Origin of the sequence: Streptomyces sp. NBC_00670 (assembly GCF_036226765.1) — a bacterium.
GTDB lineage: Bacteria > Actinomycetota > Actinomycetes > Streptomycetales > Streptomycetaceae > Streptomyces.
Genome location: NZ_CP109017.1, coordinates 5,630,555 through 5,645,190 on the forward strand (window position 1 = coordinate 5,630,555; position 14,636 = coordinate 5,645,190).

At 72.6% G+C, this 14,636-nt stretch carries 12 protein-coding genes and 1 riboswitch; of the genes, 6 read left to right on the top strand and 6 right to left on the bottom strand.

Annotated features, from left to right (window positions below):
- Positions 1-69: 69 nt before the first annotated feature.
- Positions 70-1,137 (top strand): ABC transporter substrate-binding protein, encoded by a 1,068-nt coding sequence (locus tag OIE12_RS25000; protein ID WP_329138941.1) that lies wholly within the window; start codon positions 70-72, stop codon positions 1,135-1,137.
- 4 nt (positions 1,138-1,141) lie between these two features.
- On the opposite strand, the gene OIE12_RS25005 is transcribed toward OIE12_RS25000, so the two are convergent.
- The 4 genes from OIE12_RS25005 to OIE12_RS25020 all read right to left on the bottom strand — a co-directional run bounded on the left by OIE12_RS25005 (position 1,142) and on the right by OIE12_RS25020 (position 5,028).
- Positions 1,142-2,845, bottom strand: coding sequence for a sensor histidine kinase (locus OIE12_RS25005; RefSeq protein ID WP_329138943.1), 1,704 nt, complete (start codon positions 2,843-2,845; stop codon positions 1,142-1,144).
- Between the two features lie 76 nt (positions 2,846-2,921).
- A complete protein-coding gene (locus tag OIE12_RS25010) occupies positions 2,922-3,899 on the bottom strand; it encodes a sucrase ferredoxin (RefSeq protein ID WP_329138945.1) in 978 nt (325 codons plus the stop codon).
- Between the two features lie 174 nt (positions 3,900-4,073).
- Positions 4,074-4,310 (bottom strand): hypothetical protein, encoded by a 237-nt coding sequence (locus OIE12_RS25015; protein ID WP_329138946.1) that lies wholly within the window; start codon positions 4,308-4,310, stop codon positions 4,074-4,076.
- 196 nt (positions 4,311-4,506) lie between these two features.
- A complete protein-coding gene (locus tag OIE12_RS25020; protein ID WP_329138948.1) occupies positions 4,507-5,028 on the bottom strand; it encodes a DUF6082 family protein in 522 nt (173 codons plus the stop codon).
- Between the two features lie 418 nt (positions 5,029-5,446).
- Between OIE12_RS25020 and OIE12_RS25025 the strand changes: the two genes are divergently transcribed.
- Positions 5,447-6,493 (top strand): CobW family GTP-binding protein, encoded by a 1,047-nt coding sequence (locus tag OIE12_RS25025; protein ID WP_329138950.1) that lies wholly within the window; start codon positions 5,447-5,449, stop codon positions 6,491-6,493.
- Here OIE12_RS25025 and OIE12_RS25030 read toward each other — a convergent pair.
- Entirely contained in the window at positions 6,490-8,943 is a 2,454-nt protein-coding gene (locus tag OIE12_RS25030) for a DNA gyrase/topoisomerase IV subunit A (RefSeq protein WP_329138952.1), read from the bottom strand. The two genes, OIE12_RS25025 and OIE12_RS25030, sit on opposite strands and share 4 nt — an antisense overlap.
- Before the next feature lie 269 nt (positions 8,944-9,212).
- On the opposite strand from OIE12_RS25030, the gene OIE12_RS25035 reads away from it, so the two are divergent.
- From OIE12_RS25035 to OIE12_RS25050, 4 genes are all read left to right on the top strand, one after another.
- Positions 9,213-10,580: a M16 family metallopeptidase gene (locus tag OIE12_RS25035; protein WP_329138954.1), complete on the top strand. Its 1,368-nt coding sequence runs from the start codon at positions 9,213-9,215 to the stop codon at positions 10,578-10,580.
- On the top strand, positions 10,577-11,965 hold the full coding sequence (locus OIE12_RS25040) for a M16 family metallopeptidase (RefSeq protein WP_329138956.1): 1,389 nt from the start codon (positions 10,577-10,579) through the stop codon (positions 11,963-11,965). Before OIE12_RS25035 ends, OIE12_RS25040 begins: the two co-directional genes overlap by 4 nt.
- Before the next feature lie 238 nt (positions 11,966-12,203).
- A riboswitch (cyclic di-AMP (ydaO/yuaA leader) is annotated at positions 12,204-12,355 on the top strand.
- Positions 12,356-12,368: 13 nt separating this feature from the next.
- A complete protein-coding gene (locus OIE12_RS25045) occupies positions 12,369-13,127 on the top strand; it encodes a M23 family metallopeptidase (RefSeq protein ID WP_329138958.1) in 759 nt (252 codons plus the stop codon).
- A gap of 238 nt (positions 13,128-13,365) precedes the next feature.
- Complete coding sequence (locus tag OIE12_RS25050) at positions 13,366-14,052, top strand: GntR family transcriptional regulator (RefSeq protein WP_329138960.1); 687 nt, start codon at positions 13,366-13,368, stop codon at positions 14,050-14,052.
- Between the two features lie 197 nt (positions 14,053-14,249).
- On the opposite strand, the gene OIE12_RS25055 is transcribed toward OIE12_RS25050, so the two are convergent.
- A complete protein-coding gene (locus OIE12_RS25055; RefSeq protein WP_030381611.1) occupies positions 14,250-14,531 on the bottom strand; it encodes an HPr family phosphocarrier protein in 282 nt (93 codons plus the stop codon).
- Between the last annotated feature and the right edge of the window lie 105 nt (positions 14,532-14,636).

Here is a 14,636-nt window from a genome sequence, read left to right on the forward strand (position 1 = left end):
CCCAGCCCTCAAGGGCCCCTTCCGTCGCCCCGTACCGCTCCCCGCACCACCTCCAGAAGGACGTGAACCATGCGCACCCCGAGGACCGCCAGATACGCCGCCCTGGCCACCGCCGCCCTGCTCGCCCTCACCTCGCTCACCGCCTGCGCCGACGACGCCTCCAGCACGACCTCCTCCGGCTCCGGCAGCAAGGGCGACGGCAAGGGCGTCAAGGTCAAGATCATGGTCGGTGGCCTGGACAAGGTCATCTACCTGCCCGCGATGCTCACCCAGCGGCTCGGCTACTTCGACGCCGAGGGTCTCGACGTCGAACTGCTGAGCGAGCCGGCCGGTGTGCAGGCCGAGACCGCGCTCGTCTCGGGACAGGTCCAGGGCGCCGTCGGCTTCTACGACCACACCCTCGACCTGCAGACCAAGGGCAAGCACGTGGAGTCCGTCGTGCAGTTCTCCCAGGCGCCCGGCGAGGTGGAGGTCGTCTCCAAGAAGCACGCCGACGACATCACCTCGCCCAAGGACTTCAAGGGCCGCAAGCTCGGCATCACCGGCCTCGGCTCCTCGACCGACTTCCTCAGCAAGTACCTCGCCGTGAAGAACGGCGTGAACGTGAGCGACTTCAGCCCCGTCGCCGTCGGCGCGGGCCCCACGTTCATCTCCGCACTGCAGAAGGGTTCCATCGACGCCGGGATGACCACGGACCCGACCGTCGCGCAGATCCTGCGCAAGGACCTCGGCAAGGTGCTCATCGACATGCGCACCCCCGAGGGCTCCCAGGAGGCGCTCGGCGGCCCCTATCCGTCGTCGAGCCTCTACATGCAGACGGAGTGGGCCAACAGCCACAAGGACACCGTCCAGAAGCTGGCCAACGCCTTCGTGAAGACCCTCACGTGGATGTCCACGCACAGCGCGACGCAGATCGCGGACAAGATGCCCGCCGACTACTCCCAGGGCGACAAGAAGCTGTACGCGGGCGCGATCAAGAGCACGCTGCCGATGTTCACCAAGGACGGCGTGATGCCCCCCGACGGACCGGCCACCGTGGAACGTGTCCTCAAGGCGTTCAACCCCAACATCAAGAACGCGACGATCGACCTGAGCAAGACGTACACCACGGAGTTCGTGAAAAAGGCCACCGGCTGAGCGGTCACCCTGGGGGCTCCTCGACGAAGGAGCCCCCAGGTGCGTGCAGCGGGCGCCCCCGGGCGCCGTCGGCGGCCGGCCCGGCGTCCCGCGACGGCTCCTCGGAGAGCGCCTCCGGCAGCACGACCGTGAACTCGGCGCCACCGCCGTCCGCCTCGCCCACGCGGACGCTCCCGCCCTGCCGTTCGGCGAGCCGGTGCACCAGGGAGAGGCCGATCCCGCGCTTGCCGTGGGCCGGCGGCTGCTTGGTGGACCACCCGTCGGTGAAGATCAGCTCCCGCCGGTCCGCCGGGATGCCCGGGCCGGTGTCGCGCACCCTGAGGACCGCCGTTCGCCCCTCGGCGCGCAATTCGACCTCCACGCGCGCGTGCCGCGTCCCGCCGACGGCGTCCAGGGCGTTGTCCACCAGGTTGCCGAGAACGGTGACCAGCCCCCTGGGGTCGATCAGCCGGTCCGGCAGCAGCGTCCCGTCGGAGACCCACAGGGCCACCCCGCGCTCGGCGGCGACGGTCGCCTTGCCGACGAGGAGGGCCGCCAGCAGCGGGTCCTGGACCTTCTCGGTCACCTGCTCCGCCGTGACCCGGTGATCACCGACCACCTCCCCGACGAACTCCACCGCGTCCTCGTACATCTCCAGTTCGAGCAGCCCCAGGAGGGTGTGCATCCGGTTGGCGTGCTCGTGGTCCTGGGCGCGCAGGGCGTCGATGAGGCCGCGCGTGGAGTCCAGCTCGCGCCCGATCCGCTCCAGCTCGGTGCGGTCGCGCAGGGTGGCGACCGCGCCGCCGTCGTCGGTGGGCATGCGGTTGGCGAGCAGTACCCGGTGCCCGCGCACCGTCAGCAGATCGGTGCCGGTGACGCGTCCGGCCAGCACGTCCGTGGTGCGTCCGGCGCCGAGCGCCTCGTCCAGGGGGCGGCCCACGGCCTCCTCGCCGATGCCCAGCAGCCGCTGCGCCTCGTCGTTGAGCAGCCGGACACATCCGGCGCGGTCCAGGGCGACGACGCCCTCCTTGATGCCGTGCAGCATCGCCTCACGCTCCGAGAGCAGGGCGGAGATGTCGGAGAAGGCCAGGTCACGGGTCTGCCGCTGGACCCGCCGGGAGATCAGGTACGCCGCCAGCGCGCCGATGGCCAGGGCCGCGCCGGCGTACGCGAACAGCCCGGGTATCGCGTGCACGAGCTTGGCGCGGACGCTGTTGTACTCGATGCCCACCGAGACCGCGCCGATGATCCGGCCGTTCTCGTCGCGCAGCGGCACCTTGCCGCGGGCCGAGCGGCCCAGGGTGCCGCGATCGATCCCCATCACCTCCTCGCCCGCCAGGGCCTTGCTGGGGTCGGTCGAGACGACGTCGCCGATGCGGCTCGGATCGGTGTGCGACCAGCGCACCCCGCGCAGGTTCATCACCACCACGTACTCCGCCCCGCTCGCCCTGCGGATACGTTCCGCCTCCCGCTGCACCGGCCCGTCGGGCGTCGGCCGGGAGGTGCGGAACTCCTCGGCGATCCGCGGCTGGGCGGCGGTGGTCTGGGCGATCGCGAGGGCGCGGCGCATCGCCTGGTCGTCGAGCTGCTGTCCGAGCGGGGCGAGGAACAGCCCGGTCGCGAGCACGGCGACGCCCGCGGCGATCGTCACCTGCATCAGCAGGACCTGCGAGAAAACGCGCCGCGGCAGGCCGAGGCGCAGGCGTCGTACGGGAGTGCGGGGACTCATGGGCACGACGGTACGGGGCGCGTGCGCCGTGCCCCAGGGGGTGCGGCGGGGAACTCGGGGAGCCGCCGACGGCAGGTCAGCGTCGGGCCGTGCCCGCGGCCGTCGGGTGCAGCTCGCGTACGGCCGTCACGTCCATCCGGGCCGGGGAGCCGAGGACCGAGCCGCAGCTCTCCGGGCGGGGCGGCGAGGAGGCGCCCTGCTCCACGGTGACGCGCCAGAGGCGGCCGTCCGCGTGCGCGACCGTGACCTCCCAGTGCGGTGCCGTGCCCTCGGTACGGGTCACGGTGAGCGCGTCCGCCGCGTGGACGCCGGTGTGCGCGCGGACGGCGAGCTCGGCGGCCTGCGCGGGCCGCTCCCAGGCCGAGCCGCCGCGGCAGCCCTCCAGCACGATCCGCCCCTCGCGCACGCCGCGCAGTGCCTCCCGGACCAGCGGCGCCGACGCCCGCCCGTACGCGTAGCCGTACGGCAGGACGAGCACGGTGGGCGCGAAACGGTGGCCGCCCAGATGGGTGACCTCCCAGGTGCCCGGCACACCGGCGGCGGCCAGCTCGGTGGCCAGGGGCCGGCCGAGGACGGCGCAGCACCGGTCGCGCTTGCCGTTGGTGCACACCAGGGCCAGCGGGTCGCCGGTGTGCGGGCGGCCGCCGAGGGCGCTGTCGAAGGTGTGCGGGTCGCCCGCGCCGAGCGCCGCGAAGTCGAGGTCGAGCAGCTGTTCGGGGTCGGTGACGGTGGCGCCGTGCAGCCAGGAGAGGCCGGGGAGGGTGTGGGCGGCGTACACCTGTCGTACGGGAGGTGCGGCTTCGTCCGTGCGGGCCGGTGCGCCCGGGTCCGGGTCGGCGTGACGGCCGGGGCGGCGGATCAGGGCGAGACGGACGCCGGTGTCCTTCGCGGCGGCCTCCAGGGCGCGGCCGAGGCGGGGGTCGAGCTGGCTCGACGTGAGGGCCTTGACGCCCCAGGGGCCGGGCTGTTCGAGGAGCAGCCAGGTCCGTGCGGGGGCGGCGGTGCCGGGGAGGGGTTCGGCGAGGGCCTGGGACGCGGTGGTGCACGTACTCACAGAGGTGAGCCTAACCTGAGTTTGTTGTGCGTGCCGGTCGGGGCTGCGCCCCTTGGCCCCCGGTTCGCGCCGCCTGCTGCCTCCGGGGGGGCGGTTCGTTGGCGGGTGCGGGTCGTGTGTGGTTGCTCGCGCAGTTCCCCCGCGCCCCTATGGGGCGCGCCCCCGCCGCCTCACTCATGCGTCCGGGATGTCGGCCTTTGCCCGGAGCAGTGTGTCGCGGGTGATGACCACGATGCGTTCGTAGGCCGCGCGGGACGCGTCCGGGGGGAGCTCGGCGTCGAGTTGCGCGGTTGCCTCGGTGCCGATGACGGCGAAGTTGCCGTCGCTCAGCTCGAAGATGTCGGGGCAGCTCTGGCCCGTCGCGCTGCCGCGCTCCCGGGGCGAGGCGCCGATGCGACGCACGATCTTCAAGTCCGTTCCTAGCCTGGTCGAAGGACGGGCCGCCACGGGAGCCCGGGACGCCGTGCGGCAGGGGAAGCCGCACAAAAGAGGCAGCTCGCAACGGGTTTGGGCCCGGCAAGCTGCGGGTAGAATAGCGCCCCACAACGCACGCGTCTCCTCGCGGACACACAGGTGGCGGCCCGGTGTTGACGAACGGCGGCCCGCGTCACTCCGATGGCGGTTCACCCACCACCCACCACTCCTCGAGCTCCCCGTCGTCCTGGTCGGCGACCAGTGCGTCCATGTCGCGCACCAGGGCGTCCATCATCCTGCCGATCCGCGCCTCCTCGGACCACTCGGGCAGGCTGTCGCGATGTCTGCGGGTCGCCTGCCAGTACTCGCGGAAGACCGCGTTCCGGCACATCATCCGTACGTGGCCGTAGAGTTCGGCCAGGCTCAGCGCCCCGATGCGGTGGAAGTACAGCGCGTTGACGTAGAGGGCGTTGGCGAACAGGTACTGGCGCTGCCGCTCGGCCGGGACCTCGTTGTCGTAGGTGTCCAGGACGGCGGCGAGCGCGGGATCGTCCATGGCCTTGCACAGCAGGTCGAAGTGGAGCCGGTGCTGTTCGACGAGTGCCGCGCGCCGCCGTTTGCGGCCGCCCCAGTCGGTGACGGTGCGTCCGACCGCGGCCAGCCTGCCTCTGGCCGTGGACCCGAACCTCCGTATCGCCGAGGTCTGTGCGGTCATGAGCAACCCCCGATTTCAGGCGGCCGTGCGCCGGTCGTCGGGTGCGGGAGGGCTGACGGGGACCGGCGAGCGGTGGGCGACGCTTGCCGTCTTCCAGGGTGCCGACGGGTACTGATCGGCGGGGAGGCGGAAACAAGGCGCACGGAGGGAAGTGAGGGTCGCACGGACCGGCGCCAAGCGGAACGTCTGCCCTGCGCGCGCCGCGGACCGACCGCTCACCCCGGGGCGTGGAGCGGGGCTCGTATCCTGGGGCCGCAGCGCAGTTCTCGCGCGTGTTCCGGAGCCGTCCGGGCCCGCGCACCGGCACGGAAGAGGTCGCACGGTGGTCCAGAACCCGGTGGACGAGGGCCCGGTCAACCGGAGTCGGGACCGGAGTCGGGACCGGAGTCCGGACCGCGGCCGGCGGCAGGTTCCGGTCGTGGTCCTCGCCGGGTTCCTGGGGTCCGGCAAGACCACGCTGCTCAACCACCTCCTGCACCACAGCGCAGGCAGCCGCATCGGCGCCGTCGTCAACGACTTCGGCGCCGTGGAGATCGACGCCATGGCCGTGGCCGGGGCGCTCGGCGACTCCACCGTCTCGCTCGGCAACGGCTGTCTGTGCTGCGCCGTCGACGCCAGTGAGCTCGACTCCTACCTGGAGCGGCTGACCCGGCCCTCGGTCGGCGTCGACGTCGTCGTCATCGAGGCCAGCGGACTCGCCGAACCGCAGGAACTCGTCCGGATGGTGCTCGCCGCGGAGAACCCCGATGTCGTCTACGGCGGGCTCGTCGAGGTCGTCGACGCCGCCGAGTTCGACGACACCCGCGCCCGGCACCCCGAGATCGACCGGCACCTCGCCCTCGCCGACCTGGTCGTCGTCAACAAGCTGGACCGGGCCGCCGACGGGCCGCGCGTGCTGGAGACCGTGCGTTCCCTCGCCGGGGACGCCGCCGTCGTCCCGGCCTCCTACGCGCGCGTGGACCCCGAGTTCCTCTTCGACTGCCGGCCCTCCGAGGAGCGGATCGGGCAGCTCTCCTTCGACGACCTCCCCAGGGAGGACGACGGCACCGAGGAGCACGCCGCCCATCCGCACTCCGGCTACGACAGCCTGTCGTACGTCTCCGCGGTGCCGCTCGACCCGCGCCGGCTGCTGGCCTTCCTCGACAGTCGGCCCGAGGGCCTGTACCGGATCAAGGGGTACGTCGACTTCGGCGCCCACGACCGCCGCAGCCGCTACGCCGTGCACGCCGTCGGGCGGTTCCTGCGCTTCACACCGGAGCCCTGGCCGGAGGCGGGGAGCGGGACCGGAGCGCGGTCGACCCAGCTGGTCCTGATCGGCTCCGGCATCGACGCGCCCGCGCTGCGCAAGGAGCTCCAGGCGTGCGAGGACGGCTCCGAGCACGTCGACGAGCACGCCCTGTGGGGCGTCCTGCGCTACGTACGGGACCCGGAGGACACCCCGGGTCCCGAACAGCCCATCGGTTAGGCCGGTCCCGCCACCACCGCCACCGTCTTCGCCAGGGACACGCCCGAGCCGTCGCGGCGCGGGTCGATGTCCGGCAGCTCGGCCGGCGCGCCGTTCTTCTGCGCCGCCCGCGCAGGGACCGGACCCGCCCAGGCGAAGGACAGGCAGTCCTCGCCCTTAAGGAACCGCTGACAGCGCACGCCGCCCGTGGCCCGCCCCTTGCGCGGGTACTGGTCGAACGGCGTGACCTTCGCCGTCGTCTGCACGGAGTCGTCCAGCGTGCCGCGCGAACCGGCGACCGTGAAGACCACCGCGTCGGCGGCCGGGTCCACCGCCGTGAACGAGATGACCTTGGCGCCCTGCGTCAGCTTGACGCCCGCCATGCCGCCGGCCGGGCGGCCCTGCGGACGCACCTGGGAGGCCTGGTAACGCAGCAGCTGGGCGTCGTCCGTGATGAAGACCAGGTCCTCCTCGCCCGTGCGCAGCTCGGCCGCGCCGACGATCCGGTCGCCCTCCCTGAGGGTGATGACCTCCAGCTCCTCCTTGTTGGCCGGGTAGTCGGGCACCACGCGCTTGACGACGCCCTGTTCGGTGCCGAGCGCGAGGCCGGGGGAGGACTCGTCGAGCGTCGTCAGGCACACCACCGTCTCGTCCGCCTCCAGGGAGACGAATTCCGCCAGCGGGGCGCCGCCCGAGAGGTTGGGTGTGCCGGTCTGCTCGGGCAACTGCGGCAGGTCGACCACGTTGACGCGCAGCAGCCGGCCGGCCGAGGTCACCACGCCCACCTCGCCGCGGGCCGTCGCCGGGACCGCGGAGACGATCAGGTCGTGCTTGACGCGCCGGCCCTTGCCGTCGCCCTCGAACGGGTTGCCGTCGGCCGTGCGCGCCAGCAGCCCCGTGGAGGACAGCAGCACCCGGCACGGGTCGTCCGCCACCTGCAGCGGCACGGCGGCCGGGGCGCCCGAGGACTCCAGCAGGACCGTCCGCCGGTCGGTGCCGAACTTCTTGGCGACGACGGCCAGTTCCGCGGAGACCAGCTTGCGCAGCTCCGCGTCCGACTCCAGGATCCGGGTCAGCTCCGCGATCTCGGCGTTGAGCCGCTCCTTCTCCGACTCCAGCTCGATCCGGTCGTACTTGGTCAGCCGGCGCAGCGGCGTGTCCAGGATGTACTGCGTCTGCACGTCCGACAGCGAGAAGCGCTCGATCAGGCGCTCCTTGGCCTGCGCGGAGTTCTCGCTGGAGCGGATCAGGCGGATCACCTCGTCGATGTCCACCAGGGCGGTGAGCAGACCCTCGACCAGGTGAAGACGGTCGCGCCGCTTGCCGCGCCGGAACTCGCTGCGCCGCCGCACCACGTCGAACCGGTGGTCGAGGTAGACCTCGAGCAGCTCCTTGAGCCCCAGCGTCAGCGGCTGGCCGTCGACCAGGGCCACGTTGTTGATGCCGAAGGACTCCTCCATGGCGGTCAGCTTGTAGAGCTGCTCCAGGACGGCCTCCGGCACGAAGCCGTTCTTGATCTCGATGACCAGGCGCAGGCCGTGCTCGCGGTCGGTGAGGTCCTTGACGTCGGCGATGCCCTGGATCTTCTTGGCGCCGACCAGGTCCTTGATCTTCGAGATGACCTTCTCCGGGCCGACCGCGAACGGCAGTTCGGTGACGACGAGGCCCTTGCGGCGGGCCGTCACCGTCTCGATCTCCACCGTGGCGCGGATCTTGAACGTGCCGCGGCCCGACGCGTACGCGTCCCGGATGCCGGACAGTCCGACGATCCGGCCGCCGGTCGGCAGGTCCGGGCCCGGGACGTGCTTCATCAGCGCGTCCAGGTCCGCGTTCGGGTACCGGATCAGATGGCGGGCGGCGGCGATCACCTCGCGCAGGTTGTGCGGCGGCATGTTCGTCGCCATGCCGACGGCGATTCCGGACGCGCCGTTGACCAGCAGGTTCGGGAAGGCGGCGGGGAGCGCCACCGGTTCCTGTTCCTGGCCGTCGTAGTTCGGCCCGAAGTCGACGGTGTCCTCCTCGATGGACTCCGTCATCAGGCTCGTCGCCTCGGCCATGCGGCACTCGGTGTACCGCATGGCGGCCGGCGGGTCGTCGTTGCCCAGCGAACCGAAGTTGCCGTGGCCGTCGACCAGGGGGACGCGCATCGAGAAGGGCTGCGCCATGCGGACCAGGGCGTCGTAGATCGACGCGTCGCCGTGCGGGTGCAGCTTGCCCATGACCTCGCCGACGACGCGGGCGCACTTGACGTAGCCGCGGTCGGGGCGCAGGCCCATCTCGTTCATCTGGTAGACGATGCGGCGGTGCACCGGCTTGAGGCCGTCCCGGGCGTCGGGGAGGGCGCGGGAGTAGATGACCGAGTACGCGTACTCGAGGAAGGAGCCCTGCATCTCGTCGACGACGTCGATGTCGAGGATCCGCTCCTCGTACGAGTCGTCGGGCGGCGGGGTCTTGGTGCTGCGGCGGGCCATCGCTGCCGGCTCCTTGTGTGGGCGTGGGCGGGTTCTGTGCGGACCATTGTGGACCGGGGGACCGACAACGTGTCGCGGGACCCGGCCCGGAGGGCCGGGGGGCCGCCCCCGGATCCTTCTGGGCGTGTGGTGTCCGACCGCCGGTGGGCTTCCCGCGCCCGCGCGGCGGAGCCGCTCATCGGCACGGCCCCGCGCCCCTTTCGGGGGCGCATACAGTGGCAGGAACTGCGCGGTTGGCTGCAACCGCTTCCGTGAGTGAAGGGACGTACATGCCCATGGGTCACACGGCCACAGCCGAGGCAGGCTCCGGCGGCCTGACAGCGAGTGAGCACCGCCTGGCCAACGGTCTGCGCGTGGTGCTCTCCGAGGACCACCTGACCCCGGTCGCCGCGGTGTGCCTCTGGTACGACGTCGGCTCGCGCCACGAGGTCAAGGGGCGTACCGGCCTGGCTCACCTCTTCGAGCACCTGATGTTCCAGGGCTCCGGCCAGGTGAAGGGCAACGGCCACTTCGAACTGGTGCAGGGCGCCGGCGGCTCCCTCAACGGCACCACCAGCTTCGAGCGCACCAACTACTTCGAGACCATGCCCGCCCACCAGCTGGAGCTCGCCCTCTGGCTGGAGGCCGACCGCATGGGCTCGCTGCTGGCCGCCCTGGACGAGGAGTCCATGGAGAACCAGCGGGACGTCGTCAAGAACGAGCGCCGCCAGCGTTACGACAACGTCCCCTACGGCACCGCGTTCGAGAGGCTGACCGCGCTCGCCTACCCCGAGGGCCACCCCTACCACCACACCCCGATCGGCTCGATGGCCGACCTGGACGCGGCCACCCTGGAGGACGCCCGCGCGTTCTTCCGGACCTACTACGCGCCGAACAACGCCGTCCTGTCGATCGTCGGCGACATCGACCCCGAGCAGACGCTCGCCTGGGTCGAGAAGTACTTCGGCTCCATCGCCTCGCACGACGGCAAGCCCGCCCCGCGCGACGGCTCGCTGCCCGACGTCCTCGGGGAACAGCTCCGCGAGGTCGTCGAGGAGGAGGTCCCCGCGCGCGCGTTGATGGCCGCCTACCGGCTCCCGGAGGACGGCACGCGCGCGTGCGACGCGGCCGACCTGGCGCTCACCGTGCTCGGCGGCGGCGAGTCCTCCCGGCTGTTCAACCGTCTGGTGCGCCGCGACCGCACCGCCGTCGCCGCCGGCTTCGGCCTGCTCCGGCTGGCCGGGGCGCCCTCGCTCGGCTGGCTGGACGTGAAGACCTCCGGCGACGTCGAGGTGCCCGTCATCGAGGCGGCCGTCGACGAGGAGCTCGCCCGGTTCGCCGAGGAGGGCCCCACCGCCGAGGAGATGGAGCGCGCCCAGGCGCAGCTGGAGCGCGAGTGGCTGGACCGGCTCGGCACGGTCGCCGGCCGCGCCGACGAACTGTGCCGGTACGCCGTCCTGTTCGGCGACCCGCAGCTCGCCCTGACGGCCGTCACGCGTGTCCTGGAGGTCACCCCCGAGGAGGTCCGGGACATCGCCCGGGCCCGGCTGCGGCCCGACAACCGCGCGGTGCTCGTCTACGAGCCGGTCGCGCCCGAGGAGCCCGAGGCCGCCGAGGCCGCCGAAGTCACCGACGAGAACGAGGAGTCGGCGAAGTGACCGAGCTCGCGACCATGGAGTTCCACCCGCAGCCCCGGGCCGGCGAGGCGAAGCCCTGGGCGTTCCCCGCGCCCGAGCGCGGCACCCTGGACAACGGCCTGACGCTGCTGCGCTGCCACCGCCCCGGCCAGCAGGTCGTCGCCGTCGAGGTGCTCCTCGACGCGCCCCTGGAGGCCGAACCGCAGGCCCAGGAGGGTGTCGCCACCATCATGGCGCGCGCCTTCTCCGAGGGCACCGACAAGCACTCCGCGGAGGAGTTCGCCGCCGAGCTGGAGCGCTGCGGCGCCACCCTTGACGCGCACGCCGACCACCCCGGTGTACGGCTCTCCCTGGAGGTGCCCGTCTCGCGGCTCGCCAAGGCGCTCGGCCTGCTCGCCGACGCGCTGCGCGCCCCCGCGTTCGACGACGGCGAGATCGAGCGCCTGGTGCGCAACCGGCTCGACGAGATCCCGCACGAGACCGCCAACCCGGCCCGTCGCGCCGCCAAGGAGCTGTCCCGGCAGCTCTTCCCGGCGGACTCCCGCATGTCCCGGCCCCGTCAGGGCACCGAGGAGAGCGTCGAGGCCATCGACGCGGCGGCCGTACGCGCGTTCTACGAGCGGCACGTACGGCCCGCCACCGCCACCGCGGTGGTCGTCGGCGACCTCACCGGCGTCGACCTGGACGCGCTCCTCGCCGACACGCTCGGCGCGTGGACGGGCGCGCCCGGGCAGCCGCGTCCGGTGCCCCCGGTGACCGCCGACGACACCGGCCGCGTGATCGTCGTGCACCGCCCCGGAGCCGTCCAGACGCAGCTCCTCATCGGCCGCGTCGGCGCCGACCGGCACGACCGCGTGTGGCCCGCCCAGGTGCTCGGCACGTACTGCCTCGGCGGCACCCTCACCTCGCGGCTGGACCGCGTGCTGCGCGAGGAGAAGGGCTACACCTACGGTGTGCGCGCGTTCGGCCAGGTGCTGCGTTCCGCGCCCGACGGCAGCGGCGCCGCGATGCTCGCCATCAGCGGTTCCGTCGACACCCCGAACACCGGCCCCGCCCTCGACGACCTGTGGAAGGTGCTGCGCACCCTCGCCGCCGAGGGGCTGACCGACGCCGAGCGCGATGTCGCCGTGCAGAACCTGGTGGGCGTCGCCCCGCTGAAGTTCGAGACCGCGGCCGCCGTCGCGAGCTCGCTCGCCGACCAGGTCGAGCAGCACCTGCCGGACGACTACCAGGCGACGCTGTATCAGCAGCTCGCCGCCACCGGCACGGTGGAGGCGACGGCCGCCGTCGTCAACGCCTTCCCGGTGGACCGTCTGGTGACGATCCTGGTGGGCGACGCCGAGCAGATCGCGGAGCCCGTACGCGCCCTGGGGATCGGCGAAGTCACCGTGGTGGCCGCCGAGTAGCACGGGCGGCGCGCGGGGGCGTGGACGAGGCCCTGGTGACTCCCCGGACGTCACCAGGGCCTCCCGCGCCCCCGGTCCGGCCCGCCGACGGCGGGTGTTTGTCCGTATTGCCACAGAGGGTGGCGCTTCCGCGGTGTGGGATACGCAACAAAACCGTTACCTCGTTTGCCCGTTGAAACGGCGCCCGCTTAGCGTCTTCCCGGCTGTCCGTCAGGCAGCGCGCCGCATCCGCGGCAGCGGACAGTCATCGCCGAGTCCCCGTACGGCGCGAGCCAGGGGAGCCGGGGACCCACGTCCCTGGGGTGAATCGGACGCCCCCACAGGGTGTCCGTAGGAGACCTTCCTGCTCCGAACCCGTCAGCTAACCCGGTAGGCGAGAAGGAAGGAAAGGACGACCCCTTACATGGCGTTCACCCGCGCCCCCGGGAAGCACCGCCGTGCCGATCGCACGAAGCGCACGACGACCGGCGCCGTGGGCGTCGCGGCGCTCGCCACCACCGGCGTCGTCGGCACCCTGGCCGCTCCCGCGTTCGCCGCGGAGCCCGCCGCCTCCGTCGACCAGACCGGGCTCCTGCGGGCCGCCGGCATCGGCGAGAGCGTCGCCGCGCGGATCGACGCCCAGGCCCTCGCCCAGGAGAAGGCGGCCGCGCGCAAGGCGGCCGAGGAGGCCGCGCGCAAGGAGGCCGCCGCGCAGGCGGAGCGGGCCCGCGACGCGAAGGAGCGCGCCGCCCGCGAGGCCGAGCGCAAGCGGCTGAACACCTTCGTCGCGCCGATCTCGGGCTCCTACGTCTCCACCGGCTACCAGGCCAGCAGCTCCCTGTGGTCCTCCGGCACCCACACCGGCATCGACTTCCACGCCGCCACCGGCACCTCCGTGCACGCCGTCGGCTCCGGCACCGTCGTGGAGACCGGCTGGGGCGGGGCCTACGGCAACCAGATCGTCCTCAAGATGGCCGACGGCACCTACACCCAGTACGGCCACCTGTCGTCCATCGGCGTCACGGTGGGCCAGCAGGTCACCCCCGGGCAGCAGATCGCCCTGTCCGGCGCGACCGGCAACGTCACCGGCCCGCATCTGCACTTCGAGGCCCGTACGAGCCCGGAGTACGGCTCCGACATCGACCCGGTGGCGTACCTGCGCGCCCACGGCGTCAACGTCTGAAGCACCCGCGTCGGCGCACCCGCGCACCGGCCGACGCCCCCCGAACCGTCGTCGACGGCCCCGGCCCCCGAAGCCGGGGCCGTTCTCGTTCCGTCCGGGCATTTCGTCCCGGCCGTTGTCCAAAAAAGAACCATGAATTCCGGCCCGCCGTCGGAAATCCCTCTCCGCTGCAATAGAGTCGGTCGGGCAATGCGCCGGCCGACGGCGCTTCGCACGGAAATCGAGGCGGAGGTCGGACATGCGTATTCCGGCGCACTCGGTATGCGCGGCGATCCGCGAGGACATCGTCGCCGGCGTCCACGCGCGCGGCAGCCGGCTCACCGAGGAGGTCCTCGCCCGCCGCTACGGCGTCTCCCGCGTCCCCGTGCGCGAGGCGCTGCGCACGCTGGAGGCCGAGGGCTTCGTCGTCACCCGGCGGCACGCGGGCGCGTGCGTGGCCGAGCCCACCGGGCAGGAGGCCGCCGACCTGCTGGAGATGCACGTCCTGCTGGAACCGCTCGGCGCCGCCCGGGCCGCCCAGCGGCGCACGGAGGCCCATCTGAAGGTGCTGCGCGGCCTGGTCAGGCTCGGCCGGGAACGGGCAGGGCAGGGCAGCAGCGACGACCTGCGCTCCCTGGACGGCTGGTTCCACGACACGCTCGCGCAGGCCGCCGGGAGCCCGGCGCTGAGCACCACGCTGGCCCAGCTGCGGCACAAGATCGCATGGATGTACGTCACCGGGACACCGGCCGACCCCGTGGCGGACTGGGCGGAACGCGGCGGCATCGTCGACGCGATCGCCCGGGGCGACGACGCCCGCGCCCACATCCTCGCCGCACAGCACACCCAACGGACGACCACGTCCCACCGGCTGCGGCCCGTCGGCGCGGACATGGGTGTGAGGAATCCGCAACAAGCCGTAAACATCGCGGGCCCGCAGAATTAACAGGGGTGCCGTATACAAAGGAGAGTGGACGCGGGGAAGTGCGGACCCCGTTTTCCTTTTCGCTGCTCGTCATCCTGTGCGTCCACGCCGGAGAATTCACGGACGGACGGGTGGAAAGCAGAAAGCCGCGTCGCCCCCGGGGGCGACGCGGCTTTCTGCGCCGGAATGAACCGCCGCCCCGCACAGGAGCGGACGGCTCAGACCGTCTCCGGCAGTTCCTCCAGGCCGTCGGCGACCAGCTTGGCCAGGCGGTCCAGGGCCGCGTCCGCGCCCTCGGCGTCGGAGGCGAGGACGACCTCCTCGCCGCCCTGGACGCCCAGGCCGAGCACGGCCAGCATCGAGCCGGCGTTGACGGGGGCGCTGCCCGCCTTGGCGATCGTCACGGGGACGCCGGAGGCGGTGGCCGCCCGGACGAAGATGGAGGCGGGGCGGGCGTGGAGGCCCTCGGCCCAGCCGATGTTGACGCGGCGCTCAGCCATGGTGATGCTGCCCTTCAGGTGTGCCAGGTTGTCTAGACCAGTGTTCCACAACGCCGGTCCGGGGTGTGCGGTCGGCTCCGATGGACGCCGGTGTCGGACCCGCGC